This window comes from Blautia hansenii DSM 20583 (assembly GCF_002222595.2).
GTDB lineage: Bacteria > Bacillota > Clostridia > Lachnospirales > Lachnospiraceae > Blautia > Blautia hansenii.
Map to the genome: position 1 here is coordinate 247,731 of NZ_CP022413.2, position 17,593 is coordinate 265,323.

The 17,593-nt window shown below is 38.2% G+C and carries 17 protein-coding genes; 6 read left to right on the top strand and 11 right to left on the bottom strand.

What is annotated here, in order from left to right; genetic code table 11:
* Positions 1-5: 5 nt before the first annotated feature.
* The 5 genes from mgtA (CGC63_RS01240) to mgtA (CGC63_RS01260) all read right to left on the bottom strand — a co-directional run bounded on the left by mgtA (CGC63_RS01240) (position 6) and on the right by mgtA (CGC63_RS01260) (position 6,851).
* A complete protein-coding gene (gene mgtA, locus CGC63_RS01240; protein WP_004223732.1) occupies positions 6-2,771 on the bottom strand; it encodes a magnesium-translocating P-type ATPase in 2,766 nt (921 codons plus the stop codon).
* 165 nt (positions 2,772-2,936) lie between these two features.
* Complete coding sequence (locus tag CGC63_RS01245; protein WP_004223729.1) at positions 2,937-3,248, bottom strand: DUF3784 domain-containing protein; 312 nt, start codon at positions 3,246-3,248, stop codon at positions 2,937-2,939.
* Positions 3,249-3,263: 15 nt separating this feature from the next.
* A complete protein-coding gene (locus CGC63_RS01250) occupies positions 3,264-3,503 on the bottom strand; it encodes a conjugal transfer protein (RefSeq protein ID WP_237963416.1) in 240 nt (79 codons plus the stop codon).
* A 166-nt stretch (positions 3,504-3,669) separates the two neighbouring features.
* Positions 3,670-4,173, bottom strand: coding sequence for a winged helix-turn-helix domain-containing protein (locus tag CGC63_RS01255; protein WP_004223723.1), 504 nt, complete (start codon positions 4,171-4,173; stop codon positions 3,670-3,672).
* A 14-nt stretch (positions 4,174-4,187) separates the two neighbouring features.
* The gene (gene mgtA, locus CGC63_RS01260; protein ID WP_004223720.1) at positions 4,188-6,851 is read right to left on the bottom strand and encodes a magnesium-translocating P-type ATPase; all 2,664 of its coding nucleotides are present in this window, start codon (positions 6,849-6,851) and stop codon (positions 4,188-4,190) included.
* A 182-nt stretch (positions 6,852-7,033) separates the two neighbouring features.
* On the opposite strand from mgtA (CGC63_RS01260), the gene CGC63_RS01265 reads away from it, so the two are divergent.
* The gene (locus tag CGC63_RS01265; RefSeq protein ID WP_004223710.1) at positions 7,034-7,273 is read left to right on the top strand and encodes a hypothetical protein; all 240 of its coding nucleotides are present in this window, start codon (positions 7,034-7,036) and stop codon (positions 7,271-7,273) included.
* 373 nt (positions 7,274-7,646) lie between these two features.
* Here CGC63_RS01265 and CGC63_RS01275 read toward each other — a convergent pair whose 3' ends face one another.
* Complete coding sequence (locus CGC63_RS01275; protein WP_040351284.1) at positions 7,647-8,321, bottom strand: response regulator transcription factor; 675 nt, start codon at positions 8,319-8,321, stop codon at positions 7,647-7,649.
* 221 nt (positions 8,322-8,542) lie between these two features.
* Here CGC63_RS01275 and CGC63_RS01280 point away from each other — a divergent pair, with 221 nt between their 5' ends.
* The 5 genes from CGC63_RS01280 to CGC63_RS01300 all read left to right on the top strand — a co-directional run bounded on the left by CGC63_RS01280 (position 8,543) and on the right by CGC63_RS01300 (position 14,315).
* Complete coding sequence (locus tag CGC63_RS01280) at positions 8,543-9,472, top strand: ABC transporter ATP-binding protein (RefSeq protein ID WP_004223706.1); 930 nt, start codon at positions 8,543-8,545, stop codon at positions 9,470-9,472.
* On the top strand, positions 9,459-10,268 hold the full coding sequence (locus CGC63_RS01285) for an ABC transporter permease (protein ID WP_004223704.1): 810 nt from the start codon (positions 9,459-9,461) through the stop codon (positions 10,266-10,268). The genes CGC63_RS01280 and CGC63_RS01285 overlap by 14 nt, the downstream gene beginning before the upstream one ends.
* Positions 10,269-10,548: 280 nt before the next feature.
* On the top strand, positions 10,549-11,799 hold the full coding sequence (locus CGC63_RS01290) for a radical SAM/SPASM domain-containing protein (protein ID WP_004223703.1): 1,251 nt from the start codon (positions 10,549-10,551) through the stop codon (positions 11,797-11,799).
* 19 nt (positions 11,800-11,818) lie between these two features.
* Entirely contained in the window at positions 11,819-13,420 is a 1,602-nt protein-coding gene (locus CGC63_RS01295; protein WP_004223701.1) for an ATP-binding cassette domain-containing protein, read from the top strand.
* A gap of 13 nt (positions 13,421-13,433) precedes the next feature.
* Positions 13,434-14,315: a sensor histidine kinase gene (locus CGC63_RS01300; RefSeq protein ID WP_154965435.1), complete on the top strand. Its 882-nt coding sequence runs from the start codon at positions 13,434-13,436 to the stop codon at positions 14,313-14,315.
* Between the two features lie 277 nt (positions 14,316-14,592).
* Here CGC63_RS01300 and CGC63_RS01305 read toward each other — a convergent pair whose 3' ends face one another.
* The 5 genes from CGC63_RS01305 to CGC63_RS01330 form a co-directional block, all read right to left on the bottom strand.
* Positions 14,593-15,036 carry a hypothetical protein gene (locus CGC63_RS01305; protein ID WP_040351283.1) on the bottom strand — a complete coding sequence of 148 codons (444 nt, stop codon included), beginning with the start codon at positions 15,034-15,036 and terminating at the stop codon, positions 14,593-14,595.
* A 13-nt stretch (positions 15,037-15,049) separates the two neighbouring features.
* A complete protein-coding gene (locus CGC63_RS01310; protein WP_004223695.1) occupies positions 15,050-15,736 on the bottom strand; it encodes a hypothetical protein in 687 nt (228 codons plus the stop codon).
* A 13-nt stretch (positions 15,737-15,749) separates the two neighbouring features.
* Positions 15,750-16,319 carry a sigma-70 family RNA polymerase sigma factor gene (locus CGC63_RS01315; RefSeq protein WP_004223694.1) on the bottom strand — a complete coding sequence of 190 codons (570 nt, stop codon included), beginning with the start codon at positions 16,317-16,319 and terminating at the stop codon, positions 15,750-15,752.
* Positions 16,320-16,333: 14 nt separating this feature from the next.
* Positions 16,334-16,744 carry a zinc-finger-containing protein gene (locus tag CGC63_RS01320; RefSeq protein ID WP_004223692.1) on the bottom strand — a complete coding sequence of 137 codons (411 nt, stop codon included), beginning with the start codon at positions 16,742-16,744 and terminating at the stop codon, positions 16,334-16,336.
* A gap of 446 nt (positions 16,745-17,190) precedes the next feature.
* Positions 17,191-17,553 carry a hypothetical protein gene (locus CGC63_RS01330; protein WP_040351282.1) on the bottom strand — a complete coding sequence of 121 codons (363 nt, stop codon included), beginning with the start codon at positions 17,551-17,553 and terminating at the stop codon, positions 17,191-17,193.
* Between the last annotated feature and the right edge of the window lie 40 nt (positions 17,554-17,593).

Here is a 17,593-nt window from a genome sequence, read left to right on the forward strand (position 1 = left end):
CCTCCTTAAAGCAATTCGCCAAAATGACGGACATAAGCCTTTTTCAAGCTTGTTGCCAAAGCCATATACAATAAGATACACGGAAGCAGATATGCAAAGTATGCTGCTGGCAGTGCCACAAACCCAAGGAGCTTTCCAAATATCGTAAATGGTATGACGGTTAGAATCGTAATCCCTGTCATTGTAAGCAATGTCACAGGAGCAGATGCCCGGCTCTGGATAAATGGGAGCTTCGGTGTACGGATCATGTGGATCACTAATGTCTGGCTCCACATAGATTCTACAAACCAGCCAGCCTGGAACATTCCGATATACTGTGTCTGCATAGCCGTCAGCTCTGCTCCACTAAAATGAGCCGGCAGGTCATTGAACAGGATACCCTTGGATACAAAGAACGGGCAGAATACAAAGTACATGAAAATGTAAGTGGTAAAGTCAAAGATGGAGCTGGTTGGTCCGATCCAGATCATAAAACTGCCTACACTGGAGGCATCCCATTTCCGTGGTTTGGCAATAAATTCTTCATCTACATTGTCCCATGGGATTGCCGTACAGGACAGGTCGTAGATCAGGTTCAGGAAAATCAAATGTACACTTTCCATTGGCAGGAATGGCAAAAGAGCCGATGCAGCCAGTACGGAAAACATATTTCCAAAATTGGAAGAAGCCGTCATTTTGATGTATTTGATCATATTGGCATAGGTTTTCCGACCTTCAATGATGCCCTGCTCCAAAACCATCAGATCTTTTTCTAAAAGAATGATGTCTGCCGATTCTTTCGCCACGTCTACCGCTGTATCTACGGAGATTCCGATGTCCGCAGATTTCATGGCAGCAGCATCATTGATTCCATCACCCATAAATCCAACGGTATGACCATTCTCACGAAGAACAGAAACAATACGGGCTTTCTGCTCCGGTGTCAGTTTCGCAAATACATCGGTGGTTTCTGCCGCCCTGGCAAGTTCCGCATCATTCATGTGTTCCAGATCAGAACCCAGGAGCATATTGCGGACCTTCAGCCCGACCTGTTTACAGATGGTCCGGGTTACTTTTTCATTATCGCCTGTAAGGATTTTGGTAAGAACCCCATGGTTTTTCAATGCCTGGATAGCATCGGCAGTAGATTCTTTCGGTGGATCTAAAAATGCCAGATAACCAATCAGCACCATATCGCATTCATCTTTGACACCAAAAGCTCCCACTGGAGATGGGTTGCTCTTTTGGGCGATAGCCAAAACACGAAAGCCTTTTTCATTTAATCCATCTACAGTTTTCAAAATCCGGCTGCGCACTTCATCACGCAGAGGTTGTACATGCCCGTCACATTCTGCAAAGCTACAGATTGAAAGCATCTCTTCCACAGCACCTTTTGTTACCATCTGTGTCTTTCCGTTTTTATCCTGTACCACAGTGGATAAACGGCGGCGTTTAAAGTCAAAGGGAATCTCATCCACCTTGACGTAGGTTTCTGACAGGTCAATCAGACGCTTATCTGCCGCCTCCATCTCCTCTGTTTTATGGATAATAGCCAGATCCATGAGATTTTTATATCCTGTCTGAAAGTAACTGTTCAGATAGGCATGACGAAGGACTCTGGTATCATCTTCTCCATTTACATTTAGATGATATTCCAATACCACCTTGTCCTGTGTCAGTGTCCCTGTCTTGTCTGTGCAGAGGATATCCATAGCACCAAAATTCTGAATGGAATTGAGGTTTTTTACAATGGTTTGCTTTTTACTCATGGAAACAGCGCCTTTTGCAAGGCAGGTGGTTACAATCATCGGAAGCATTTCCGGTGTGAGTCCTACTGCAATGGAAATCCCAAACAGGAACGCCTCCAGCCAATCCCCCTTTGTAATGCCATTCACAAAGAATACCAGCGGAACCATAACCAGCATAAAACGGATCAGTACCCATGACACAGCATTGACACCTTTCGTAAAACTGGTTTCCACAGCTTCTCCGGCAACAGCAGCGGCCATAGAGCCAAATAGCGTATGATCACCGACACAGATAACGACAGCCGTTGCACTTCCGGAGATTACATTGCTGCCCATAAATGCAATATTGGTGTAATCCGTTACACTGTCCTTATGTGGGCTTACATGAGGGAGCTTTTCAACCGGCTCACTTTCTCCGGTAAGGCTTGCCTGGCTGACAAATAGATCTTTTGCATCCAGGATACGGACATCTGCCGGAATCATGTCCCCAGCAGATAAATGGACAATATCACCTACCACCAGGTCATCCATGGGTATCTCTGTTTTTTCCTGTCCTATGCGGGTGACGGTACAGGTGGTTGTGATCATTGCAAGCAGCTTTTCCGCCGCATTTCCGCTGCGGGATTCCTGCACAAAGCGAAGGGTACCGGAAATAAATACCATAGTTAAAATGATAACGACTGTCAAAAAATCAAAGTCCTCTGGTACGCTTCCAAAGAGTGAAAAATACGGGAAAATCATATCCGTAATCGTGGAAACAAAAGCAAGGCAAAATAAAATAGCAGTAAAAGGGTTGATAAATGCACCCGCCACACGTTTTGCTAGGGATTTCTTTTTTTCGTGGGTGACTTTGTTCGTACCGTATTTGGAACGGTTTACGGATACGGTATCTGCTTCTAACCCCCTAAGTGTGGTATGAAAGATTTTTAAAACCGCTTTTACCGGGTTGGTTGCTGCAGATTGGATGCGACGGTTCTGTTCGTCACGGATGACTGCCTTTTCTACAGTCTGGCGAACAGCCATACGATTTTCTTTTTTGTTCATTGGTCTTACCTCCTTGAATTTTTGTAGGGGCAAGGAAGATTCTATGAGGGACACGGAATCTGTGGACACTCATACAATATTCTCTGCCTTCGTGGACTGCCTTCAGAGTCCATGTCTTTCACCTCACAATCTTTAAAAGCTATCTATGTAAAACCGCAATGGGAATTACGGTCTGCGGTATCGGTTGCTTTTTTCGATATACCAGACATCTAAGCCGGCAAGTATCATCCATGCAATCATCGCATATACAAACCAGTGGCTTGAAAATAAGGGCAAAAATCCTTTTACCAGAAAGATGACACCGTTTAAGGTAATGATTCCTCCGATATTGCGGCAAAGAGGGATAATTCGGAGTTTATCCTTCTCTTTTTGCGGCATATTTTTCCATAGGGAAAGATGAAGGTAGCCTTTTCCAAAGGCAAACCAAAGACCGGCAAAGGTAAATAGGAATCCAAAAAAAATGCAGGTAAAGTCCATTGTCTGATCCTCCTTTTAGTGATAGAAGCGGTTGCTTCGTTTTGTCAGTTTCAAAAGTTTGGTGATAAGTACAATCATAGTGGTAGCAAGAATAACCCAGACCATAGCGCTTACCTGATACCAAAACTGAAAGATAATCATTCTATATCCAGAGAAATGCCAGCCCAGATAACCGCATAGGATTGTAAATATGGGGTAGGGAGCAAAAAGGATTGCCCCTTTCAAATCTTTTCGTTTTCTCTTCAATTGCAACACCTCCCAATTGGCATGAATCATTACCTTATTTCTGGATACGTTTCTTTGACCACGAAAAGTATATAAAAAACAGCCGGGGAATCCTATGGCTAAAGTCTTGCGATTTTCATGCGATTTGGCAAGAAAATAGACGGGCTGAAACTAAAATGGTCTCAGTCCGCCTTTCTCATAATTCATCATTAAATTTGTAACCAATCCCCCAGATCGTTAAAATGTATGTGGGAGAATCCGGGGCAGGTTCAATCTTTTTTCGCAGTTTCCGGATAAAAGCCATGATGTTACTGTTATCCAGAAGATAATCCTCCTCCCATACTGCACGATAAATCTGTTCTTTTGTAAATACTTCTCCACGATTCTTAGCAAGAAAATATAAAATATCGAATTCCTTTGGTGTCAGGCTGATTTCAGAACCTTTCATCAGGACTTTCCGGCTCCTTGGATGAATTTCCAGATCACCGATCAGAAGTTCATCCGAGTGTACACCAATAGCCACCTCTGTATCTTCTAAGGCTCCTAATAACAGCGAGGATACTTCTCCGCTTATCATGTCCTGAATACCGGAAATCAGCTCTTTTGTATAAGCACTTTCCGGCGGTTCCCTTAATAATTTTTCCAAGAGCCAGATTTCAAGGGCATGATCCATGGGAATATAACTGATATTCTTTTTCATCATGAGCGCCTCCTTTAAATCAACTCTTGATATTTGTTCTTATAAAAATATTTGGTTACGGAACTTAGCAGCATATAGAAAAATGCCACAAGCAGCAAAAAGGCAAAATACCAAAGCGGTAATTTTGTCAGTCCAAACAGTGATGCCCCGCTGGTAAACGTAAGGGCTGTAAAAGCAAGAATCCCTACCAGAGTGATGGAGACGACCGGTGCAGATGCCCTGCTTTGGAGAAATGGGATTTTGGCAGTACGAAGGAAATGCAGGATCAAAACCTGTGTCCACATGGACTCCAAAAACCAGCCTGTCTGGAATAAAGCAGCGTACTGAAGTTTCAGGGAAGGATCGGTAAGCTGCAGGTAAGTTGTCCCTCCGCATAGTGCAGGACATAGGAAATAATACAAAAAGAGGAAAGTCACAATATCAAACAGGGAACTGATCGGTCCGAAAGAAAGCATAAACTGTTTCAGTGTCTTGCCGGACCAGTCTCTTGGGGACAGTATTTCTTCCTCATCTACATTGTCCCAGGGAAGTACGATACACAGTGTATCATATAACAGATTCAGAAGCAGGATCTGGATGGAGGTCATAGGAAGAAACGGTAAAAATGCACTGGCACAAATGATGGAAAAAATATTTCCAAAGTTGGAACTTGCAGTGATTTTAATATACTTCAGCATATTGGTAAAAGTCTTTCGCCCTTCCAGGACACCCTGCTCCAATACATTTAAGTCTTTTTGCAGCAGTACAACATCAGCGGCATCTTTGGCAGCGTCCACTGCTGTATCTACAGAAATTCCCACATTTGCCTCATTTAGTGCCGGGATGTCGTTGACCCCATCCCCAAGAAATCCAACGGTATGACCATTCTCTTTGAGTGCAGAAACCAGACGCACTTTCTGACCGGGAGTAAGCTCTGCAAAAACATGGGTTTCTTCTACCAACTTTTTTAGTTCACAGTCTGTCATTTCATCCAGTTGGGTGCCGGTCAGGATATGTTCCGCAGAGATTCCAACCCGGCGGCAGACGGATAGCGCAATGGCTGCCTGGTCCCCGGTCAGGATCTTCGGGATTACTTTTAATCTCTTCAGTGCTGTTACGGATTCGCTTGCCGTCTGTTTTGGGGCATCAAAGAAAGACAGATAACCAACCAAAGTCATATCCTTTTCGTCGTCAGGTGTGATTTCCCTTCGTGTTCCCACATGTTTCCGAGCCACAGCAATAACCTTCATCCCATCCTGCAACATTTCCCCTACCACAGAAAATACGCTTTGTCTGGCATCTTTCTCCATGGGAAGTCGTGTTCCCCGATATTCTACATGACTGCATCGGGAAAGGATGTGTGCAATATCCCCTTTCATAATCAGATGACTGTTTCCGGTACTGTCCTGCACAAGGGTACTGACAAACTTACGGGTATAGTCAAAGGGAATTTCATCTTCCTTCTGATATTCTGTTAGAAGCTTGGCATAATGGATTTCCCTGCCTGGCATGGATTTACAGGCAAGAATGGCATTGTCAATGGGATTACGGACGCCGGAATGATAGGAGCTGTTCAGATAAGCCAGATCCAGGACCTCAGTATTTTCATTGCCCAGGATATCCATATAATATTCCAGCAGGATACTTTCATTGGTCAGTGTTCCTGTTTTATCCATACAAAGCACATCCATGCTTCCAAAGCTCTGCATGGCGTTCAGATCTTTGATGATGGTCTGTTTTTTACCCATAGCAAGGCTTCCTTTTGCAAGGCAGGCAGTGATGACCATGGGGAGCATTTCAGGCATCAGCCCTACCGCTACAGACAGTGCGAATGCAAAGGATTCCAGCCACTTTCCACCTGTGATTCCCAATATAAGAAATACAATGGGAACCAGAACTGCCATAAACCGGATCATGACCCAGGCAATGGAATTAGCTCCTTTTTGAAAAGCATTTTTATCTTCAGAATCCGGTTTGGTAAATCCTCCGTACAGCGTATCCGTTCCTACGGCCAGCACAATGCCTTCCCCTTTTCCGCTGATAACTGTGGTCGCCATAAACGCAAGATTTTCCAATTGTGTTATGGGTTCCTGCTCTTTGTAACAAAGTGTACGGCAGCTCTTTTCCAAAATGGCGCTTTCTCCAGTGATAGCGGCCTGGGAAATGAATAAATCGGTTACCTTTGTCAGCCGGATGTCCGCTGGAACACGATCACCAGCAGAAAACAGAACCAGATCTCCTACCACTAATTCTTCACCGGGGATTTCTCTTAGTTCTCCATTTCGTCTTACGGTAACCTTTTCGTGAATTAAACGGTCAAGCTGTGCAGCGGTGCTTTTCGCCCGCAGCTCCTGAATTAAACGGATGATACCGCTGATTACAATCATGGAAAAAATGATAAGGGCAGTAGTAGCGTTCCGTGTAAAATTAGAGGCCATAAAAACATCCGTAACGAGAGAAACAATACCTAAAATAAATAGAATCACATGAAATGGATTAATAAACGCTCGCCGCAATCGCTGGATGGTAGTATCCGTTTTACGTTCCTGAAAACTGTTTTTACCATATCTTTCCCGCATTGCATCCACCTGTTCTTTGGATAGCCCAAGGGCAGATGTACCAAGATCCCGGCAGATTTCTGGCGGCTTACAGTAAGCGTATTTTTTGATACGGCTGTCAAATAGTGTTGCTTTCGACAAAAATAGGTTCCTCCTTTCGTAGTATGAGTAAGAACATTTTAACATAGAGTTGTGAAAATAACAGATTTATATTCTTGCTTTTTTCTTGCGATTCGCTTAGAAGGATTTATTCTAAACGCTACGACCTTTTCAGAATAGGTAAAATGTGGTAGAATGAGGAAAAATTATTAGGAGGATGCATTATGGCAAGACGAAAAAAACTGGAAAACACATCTTTGGAAGAGCAACTGGAGTATGTGGAACAGGAGATTCGTACAAAAGAGTCCGATTTAAAGGAACTGTGTCATAGAGCAAAAGAGATTCGAAAAAAGATAGAAGAGAAGCAGAAAGATGAGCTGTTTAAGGCTTTGGTAGCATCTGGGAAAACCATTGATGAGGTTATGAGATTTATAAAGGCAACAGGAGAAGATAAAATCGAATAAAATAAATGAAAGATGCCGTTGAGGGGAGTGAATCTGCAACGGTGTTTTTTATGGTCAGCTGAAATACAGATGATTTTCATAGATCACAATCACCGTTACCTTGGAAAGGAATATGTAGTGGTTCGAAGTTGTGTCTTTGCATTTGTAATTCGCAGATTTAATATATACTGCGTGGAAGTTAAGCCATTGTAGTGTCTAAAACTACGGATAACTCAGATGGTGCTTAGACGTATGTGATAGTTAATGAAGTGTTTGTGCCTGAAAAAATTGTTGAGGGTATACCTAGTTGTTTGAAAGTATGAAAAAAGTGAATAGGGTAAAAAATACCGTTACAGATTAATCTTTGTAATGGTATTTTTTGTGTGAATTTATTCTAACGGTGTAATTTATAACCTATTCCCCATACAGTATCGATATAAGGGGCTTGGTTTCCTATATGCTCTAGCTTTTTTCTTAGTTTGCTTATATGGACATTGAGAGTATTATCATCTGAAATATAATCTTTTCCCCAAATAAGTTGATATAAAGATTCCTTTGTAAAAGTCTGTTTTGGATGTTTGATTAGTAGCTGTAAGAGGTTATATTCGGTAGTAGTCAGAGAAAGCTCTGTGTTATTTACAAGTACTTTGTGATCATCCACATTTATGCGAATATCTTTAAAGGAATATTCCGTTTGGGGACTTTCGCTGCAACGGCGCAAAACACTTTCTATTCGTGCGAGAACTTCTTCATGATAAAAAGGTTTAGTTATATAATCATCTGCACCGGATCGGAGAAGGTTTATACGAATCTCAGGCTGATTTTTGGCAGATATAACAATAACTGGAATAGAATTGTTGTGTTTTTTTAGGTGAAATAGTATTTTTTCACCAGGCAAATCGGGAAGCATCAAATCTAATAACATTAAATCATATTTTTTAGAGGAAAGAGCTTCAATTGCTTCTATCCCATTGTGATATGCTGAAACATTGTAATGGTTTCTTTTTAATAATTCTGTAAGAATAAAGCAAATTTCTTTATCATCTTCTACTAATAATATATTAATCATAATAAACTCCTTTGGTAATAGGTATGGTAAAAATACTAACATGATTTGTAATTTCATACAAGTTACTGTTTTAAATAATTTGAAGGTTTCATAGGCGAGTGGGAAAATATAAAGATAAATTTATAATTTTATGGAAATTTAAGAACTGATTTAAGAGAAATGTTAGAATTAGACATTATCATTATCGTTATAGGATTTAAGAAACGAGGGAAGTGATTAGAATGAAAGAACCCGAAAAAATATTGGAAGCAAAAGATATTTGTAAAGCATACGGAAAAAATATGGTACTTAATCAGGTAAATCTTACGATAAAAGCAGGCGAGATATATGGACTGGTTGGAGAAAATGGTGCAGGAAAAAGTAGCCTGATGAAAGTTATTACAGGACTAACAAAGCCGACTTCAGGTGAGATAAGTTTATTTGGTAAAAAAAATCTTGAAGATGAAAGAAATAAGATAGGATGTTTAATTGAAAATCCAGCTTTGTATATGGACATGACAGCACGCCAAAATTTGGAGATCCAGCGTACTCAACGGGGAATTCCAGGAAAAAGTAGTATTGATGAAGTTCTGGAAATAATGGATTTAAAGGACGCTGGAAATAAAAGAGTGAAGGCTTTTTCTTTAGGGATGAAACAGCGATTAGGAATTGCAATTGCATTGCTTGGTCGCCCACAGTTGCTAATTTTAGATGAACCAATAAATGGCTTAGATCCAACCAAAATTATTTATGTGCGAGAAGTCTTAAAGAATATGAATGAAGAAGATGGTACAACGATACTTATATCCAGTCATATTTTGCCAGAGTTACATCAACTTGCAACTGTATATGGATTTATACATCATGGAAAAATGTTACAACAGATCACAGATAAAGAATTAGATGAGAAATGTCGTCGTCATGTTCATATCGAAGTAGACAATGTGGAAAAGGCTAGTTGTATTTTAGATGAGAGGTATCCAGAAAGTCAAATAAAAGTTTATTTAAGAAATGTGATTAAGGTATTTGGTTATAATAAAAATATTTCTGATATAACAAAAGAATTAGTATATGGAGGAGTTGGTGTAGAAAAAATAGGATATGAAGGAGAAGACTTAGAAGAGTATTACACAAATCTATTATCGGAGGTGAAATCGAATGAGACAGCTTAAAGCAGAGTACTATAAAATGAAATATTCGCGAGCCTCGAAGTGGGTTTTAGTATTTATGGCATTTATTTTTTTTATACCGTTCGTTGTGGGAAATGATACATTGTTTATGACTTTTGGTGATTATAGAAATATAGATAGCATTGGTTGGATTTGCTACATAGACGACATGAATAATGTAAAAGCTGCAGAAATCGCAAGATTTGCATTATCAATTAATTTTTTTTCTTGGATTGGATTAATTGTCTATATTACGACAATGGTATCTGCAGAATTTCATCAAGGAACAATAAGAGCTTCTGTCGTATATGGGATAAATCGAACCAAATTATTTTTAAGTAAATTACTGGTGATAAATGTTTACTTTTTTATTCTCTATTATATTGTGGAAACTGCATTAGGCTTAGGATTAGCATGGAAGTATGGTTTTCATTATAAAGGTGAGGAATTTTTGATTTTTATCGGAATGGTTACCTTAAATATGATAGCTATGATTGGAATGGAAGCTGTGGCGGTTTTGATTACGGTTTTAGTAAAGAATACAGGAATTGTGGCAGCTTTATCATGTGTATATTTCTTTGCAGGTGCGATTACTTATCCTATGGTATATGAGAATTTTCAAAATCAATCAGTGCTTCTTAAAGCATTTTGTGTTATGAACCCGACCACTTATATGTATAATATTTGTGGATATCGGATGACAAATGGGATTGTTGTTGGAACTATTATGTATGGTATGGGTGCGTGCCTGGTGGGGATAGTTTTAATGCATTTTGCATTGAAACGTCAAGAACTTTAATTTGTGTTTCAAGTAGCTCTTACTACTTTGAAATAAATAAATATTTTACAGGAGGATATTGCAATGAAGTGGATTAACAAAGCATCAGAGGACAAAAGTACAAGAATCTGCTGGGTTTACAATGATAAAGGTTGTGGATCTAAAAAGGCTACATGTGTAATTCGTTACTAAAGATATTTGTAGTCAGTAAAGGAAAATGTGCTCAGCAATATGCTGGGCACATTTTCCTTATTGCAAAGAACACTGTGAAAACAAGAGATTAAGAAAAGAGGATATAATAATGAAATTATCAAGATACAATATAGAGAAAAAAGAAGATAAAAGTTGTTTGATTTATAATACGGTCACATCTGCAATACTGGAATTAGATACTGATTATGAAAAAACATATTATGAAATGAAAGAAGGGAAAAAATGTTCAAAGCCTGATTTAGAGTCAGCATTATTAGAGGGTGGTATGCTAGTTGAAGATGATAAAGATGAATTTGCAGAATTGCTTATAAGAAATAAAATAGAAAGGTTTGCGGATTCAAATCTTACATTAACTATTGCCCCAACTATGGCATGTAATTTTTGTTGTCCCTATTGCTATGAAAAAGGGAGAGAATATATTACTATGTCTGAGGCTGTTCAGGATCAATTAACATCGCAGCTCAAAGAAAAATATCAGCATATACATGAATTAACGGTATCTTGGTATGGAGGGGAGCCATTATTGGCAATTGAAACTATTGAAAAATTAACCAAAAAGATAAAGTCTGTTTTGCCACTTGGTTGCAAATATAATGCTGATATGGTCACAAATGGTTATAAATTGACTAGAAGAGTAGCTGAAAAATTAAAAGACATGGACATCCACTATATTCAAGTTACTTTAGATGGTTCAAAACAAGCCCATGATAGTAGAAGGATTCTCCATAATCATCAGCCTACCTTTGAATATATATTGGACAATATAAGAGAATGTGCGGATATTTTGAATATTTCGATAAGAATTAATGTTGACAAGACAAATATAAACGAAGCAACAGAAATATTTGATTGGCTAGAAAGATATGGTTTAAAAGGTAGAGTTGGCTATTATTTAGCACCAGTAGATGATATTAATGGAGTATGTAATAATCATATATGTATGGAACGACCACAGTACGCAAAAGAAGAGATTGCGTTTTATAAAGAAGGGATTAAGAGAGGCTTTATGTACCAAGGTGTTAAGCCGAGCAATTATGGTGTATGTGGAGCAATTAGCTTAAATTCATTTGTGATAGGTCCAGATGGAGCGTTGTATAAATGTTGGAATGATATTGGATATAGTGAACGAAGTATCGGTAATTTGGAAAAAGGAATCAAACTTACAAATAAATTTGTAGAATGGCTTTCCTATGATGTTGTAAAGGATCAAGAATGTAAAGATTGTTCATTTTTTCCAGTATGTTATGGTGGGTGTGCTGCTTATAAAAATAAGATTTGTTCTTCAGTAAAATGGAATGCAGAAGAGATGTTGGAGCTGATGAAAGAAATGGCTCAATGAAATAGCAGGGAGAATTGGAATGATAAAATTTTGCAGTAAATATGTTTTTCAATATAAAATAGAATATGGGATATATTTTTTGTTGGGTATTATACTGTGCGGGTTAAATACATTTATACCGGCTGCTATGGGACAATTTATTAATATGTTTAATGTGGAAACAACATATTCAGCAATGTTAAAATTCATATTTTTATTACTGTTATTGTATGTTGCTAAGGAAATTGTCTGCTATGTCAATAAAATACTTTATATAAGGATACAGACTAATGCAGCATTTTCATTAAATTTCGAAATTGTAAATCATTTAAAAAAAATTTCGCCACTCGTAATTGGCAGAACTGATTTATCGTACTTATCTCAAAGAATAAACAATGATGCGAATGATGTACTTATTTTTTTCATCAGCTCCTTGACTGAATTGATATTTTCAGTTTTTTCAGCGGGTATAATCTTATTTATGATTTGGAAAATGGATTCGATTGCTTTTATAGTTACAATGTTTTTATTAGCACTTTATTTTTTTATATATATTGGCTTCAAAAAGCGTATTTATAATTGCAGTTATGGAATGAAAGAGGAGAAATCCAATTTCTTCTCCAGACTGCAGGAACAATTAGAAAAAATAGAGTTTATAAAAATACACAGTATGGATTCATTTTTTTCAAATAGGTTAGTAGCATCATATCAAAAATTATATCGATCTATATTTAAACAACAAGCGACTATCCAGGCATTTGCAAATCTTGAAGGGATTGTAGGGGCAATATCTGTATGCATTTTACTTTGGATTGGAGGAAAAAAGATACTTACTGGAGATATGCAAATAGGATATTTCTATATGATTTCAGTATATTTTAATATGATTTTGGAATATGGAAAAGAAATAGTGGCATACGGTCAAGAATACCAAGAGGCTTATGTATCCTTTGAACGTATAAAATCTATTTTAGAAATTAAGGAACAGTCTAAGGGGTGTATAAGACTTAATGAAATCAAACAAATTAGAATTCAGGATTTGAATTTTGCATATGACCAGAAAGAAACCATAAAAAGTTTTTCTACAAACTTAAAAAAGGGGAAAGTTTATGGATTGAAAGGAGAAAACGGATGTGGGAAAAGTACACTTATTAAAATTTTAATGGGTATGTATGTAGATGAATATCAAGGGAATATAATATGGAACGATACAGAAATGAGAAATTTAGATATGGATTATATAAGAGAACATGTAATCAGTGTAACAGAACAGGAGCCGACTTTAATAGCAGATACAATATATAATAATATTGCTTTATATCGAAAGCTTGATGTAAAATGTATACAGAGAGCCGTTGATTGCTTTGGTGATAGTATTTTGAAAAGAGATAATTGGGATTTGCAAATTAATGAAAAGTCAAGTAATATTTCCGGTGGAGAAAAGCAAAAAATTGCAATTATTCGCCAAGTAGTGCAAGACGGTCAGGTAATGATTTTTGATGAGCCTACCTCAGCTATGGATGAGAGTGGAAAAAAACAATTTTTACAGTTGATTGATCAAATTAAAAATCATAAAATAATTATCATTGTTTCACATGATAATGCAATCTTGAATACATGTGATGAGATTCTAATATTATAAGGAGATATGAAGTTTGCTAGTTGTCTTTTTAATAACAGGAGTGTTTATATTATTAGGCATATTATACATTTTTCATCTGAAGAAGGAAATTAGAAGAATTATAGAATGGATAGAACATAATGAGTATATCTACTCGGTCAATGTATTTGATAAAGATATTGAGAACCTTGCACTTAGTATCAACAAGCGAATTAAAGAAGATGAACGAAAAGAACATCAGCTAAAAAAACAGGATAAAAATTTTAAAAAGATGGTGGCAAATTTATCACACGATTTACGTACTCCATTAACTGTTATTATTGGTTACTTGCAGTTAATTAGATTAGAAAAAAATGTGAATGAACCTGTTAATAGCTATATAGAACATATTGAAAAAAAGGCGGATTATTTAAAAAAATTAGTAGACGATTTATATTTATTGTTTTGGAGTGAAGCAATAGAGAGCGAAGTTGATATGAAATCAATCAATATTACAGAGGTAGTCACTTCTTTGTTAAAGGAATATATTCAAAATTCAAAACGTGCTTCAGAACAATTAGATATTAGACTGCCACATGGAAACATTTGGATACTTGCTCAAGAGAAAATATTAACTAGAATTTTGTGTAATTTAATAGATAATGCTTTAAAGTATAGTACTGGTGATATAATGTTTTACATGTGGGGGGAATCCGAGTATTGTCATATACAAATAAGCAATCCTTCTGATTATATTAGTGATGAAGAATTAAAATCTATATTTGATTTGTTTTACACAAAAGATGAAGCAAGGACAAAAAGCAGTGGTATCGGATTGTATGCTACTAGAAAGCTAGTAATACAAATAAGTGGTGATATTCAAGTGAATTATGAAGCGGGAATTTTCACTGTCAGTATAAAGTTGCCCTTAATATGAAAAAATTGGTCACAGTAGAAAAATAAAAGATATTGTTACTGTATTTTGAAACCCTGAAAGTGGAAGCACTGTCCATTTTTTGAAGAGTCTTCTGGAATACAATAGATTATTATTCCCTGCGATTGCTGTTATGCTGTCATCCTTGAGACAGAATACGTGGTAGTTCGGAGTGGTTTTTGTCATTTCACTGGGACGGCAGAAGGAAAACTTATAAAGCATAATAGAAGTGGGTGTGTGAAAGTGGCATACCCACTTCTATTGTATTTAGAGAAGAAATCTAAGAGTTCTTCGGGGAAACATCTTCATTTAGGGATGATAATTCCTCATAAGCAAGTAAATCTGGAGTAACCTTTTCTTCACCCGAAAGGTTTGACACATTCCGGAAATATAGGCGATAATAATGTCCAGATAAAAGGCGGATATTTTTATCGAATGTAAAGTGATATTCTTTCTGGTCAGTGGACCGGAAAATAATTTTCTGTTTCTTGGTAAGTGGGCTGACTTCACGTTTTGTACAGGTTCCAGTTAATTCGGTATAGTCATGCATCTTGATGGTATGCAGCAGACTCACAATTCGTATGACAGTTCCGACACCGATGCAAAGACTCATAAGGAGAAATATCTGGTCGTCTGTTACAAATCCGTAAATACATCCAAATAGGACACAGAAAAAGCCGATTGCCCCATGGACAATCAGCTTATTAAGAAATGGTTTTGGCATAATTTGCTCCTTCCTATAATTTTTCAAATGCAATCTGTTTATTGAGGTACAAATTACTGATAGCTTCCAGTACAGGATAACCGGCATGGGTGAATTGGATATCCTGTGCCAGGGTACGGAATGTTGCATCCGAGGTTTCATAGAGCTGCGTCAAAAGTTGCTCTGTATTTTGTGGATGGATGCCCTGTTCTACACAGGTTACAAGCTCTGCCGTAGAAATCTGTACTTTTTTTGCTATTTGGAGTACCGTGTCCTCTATAGCAGTCCGTGCCGGCTTTTTTAGATAATGGATCAGTTCCTTTGTGTGCAGTTTTTTCTTCATGCAGAGATAGATGCAGGTAAAAAGCCGTACTGAAAAACTGTCCTGCAATGGGCTGATATAAAGTTCTCCTAAGAGGCGGTACAGGGCATCCACACCAGTTAAACCATCCCCTTTTACAACCAGTCCTCGAAGCAGCAGCCGATTCAGGTAGGGTTCAATGGGAATATTTTCCGAACGGTGATGTTTTTTCAAACGTTCCGAAAAGGCAGACTGCAATTCATGGATCTGTCGGATTTGAAATGCGAGGCTGCTCCACAGAAAGAATTCTTCTTCTGTCAGTCCGTATTCCTGCCGGTTATTGATAACTGTCGGTGTTTTATGTTCCTTTATGGAATCCTGGAATCGTAGGATTCCGACTGCAGTATAAAGTGTCAGCATAATCGTTCTCCCTTCAAGATAAAAGAGTATATAATTTGGTATCCTGCTGTAAGTATTTCCGGGCTTTGCTTTGCCATGCCCGGACATGATTCATTGGGACACCATAATGTTTGGAAATTTCTTGGTTGGTATATCCTTTTTGCTGCAGGAGCAGGGCATGTATTCCTTTTCTTAGTGTATTGCAGCTTCCCGCTTCTAAGGACTGCAGGTGCTTATAAATGGGTTCCTGGTTCATACATTGTTCCTGCCACAGTTCTGTTTTTTGGTCTACAAGCAGGGGTTCCATGTCAAATTCAGAAGATGCATACATGGAACAGGTGTATTTTCGTTCTTTTTGCAGTTTTCTCCAATAACTGTAAATGGCATTTCGTATGGCAACTCTGGCGTAAACTGCAAAGGGACGGGTGTTGTCATAGTTCATGGCGGCTTTGCATAAAGCTAAGTTTCCGGCTTGCAGAAGGTCTTGCTGCTCATCGTATGAGACATAAGCACAACGGGTAGTCAATTTTTTTACCATTTCAGGTACCAAATACAAGTACTCCTCTGTCAATCGGCGTTCATCATCTGTCATCGGGATGATCATACATATCCCCCCTTTCAACCAATGGCCCTGAGAGGGATATGGTTATTCTCCAGAATCTTCATGGATTCCAGAATTAGTTGATCACACATATAAGTGCTAAATTCTCCGATGTGTGCTTCCTTGGCAGTCAGACAGAATTTATCAGCAATCCAGCGATAAGCCTCCGATTTCGTAAAGATGTGGTTTAGCCATATCTGGTCAAACACCCGGTGTGCTTGGATCCTTTTTTGCCGAAGTTCTTTGTTTGCCAGTTTTCCTTTGGCATTGGTAGTGCCAGGATGAACTCCTACATAAGAATTACACTGTGGGAAGTGACTGCACACATAGAGTTTTCCATCTTTCGCTTTATTTCCATATACATAGGACGCATCCCTTAAAATTGCGATGCTGCCGCAGTACGGGCAGCGGATTTGTTTCTGTTTCATAAAGATTCACCTCGCTTACGTGTTTTATACGTATATTGTAAGAAAGCAGGTGATGAATTCCCATAGGATGGGCATAGAAACTACTCCCAGATTCGGACTAAATGGCACAAAATGGCAGAAAATCTAAGAATAGAACAGTGCCTTGATAAGCGGGAAGAAACCGCTGTCTGTAAAACGTGAGTAATTTACTGGTGTAAAGATGAACCCTTCACAGAAAATCCGGATAACATAAACAAAAATCAGAGCTATACATAGCCAATACAGATTTCTGGTGCGTCTGCTCCAGGGCTTTCTAGGACGAAACTTCAGGTACAGGATCAAAAGTGCAGGAATAAAAATAAAGTTCGTAAATATTGTATCGATTCCTTGAATCATAGCAGTGAAATTCAACATAAAATCGCCTCCTTTCTTATCCTGTACGCAGAAAGTGCCAAAAGTGCAACCTTTTACCAGTGATAATGGGATGATTCCTGATGCCGCAGTAAAGCAAAACAAGGACATGGCTTATCGGTCAATGCTTCTTTTGCAAAGTAGAGTCCATATAAGGACTGAAACTGTTCCAGTGTTATGGCGGACAGACATTCCGTTGGTTCCGGTATGCGGGAGAAGAGCATACGGGCATCTGCCATGGGCAGGACACAAGGACTGCCGTTTTCATCTGGATGATATAAGAAGTGTGGGCCATTACAATAACCTGGGGTTTTACAGGAAACGCAGCGAACATAAATACAGGAATGCCAATTTCCATCACAAATATCTAAAAAATGCCGGATGTGTTTGGCATCGGCATTACAACGGGATTGTTCCATATTCATCACCTTTATAACAGGCAGCCGTAATAAGCTGCCT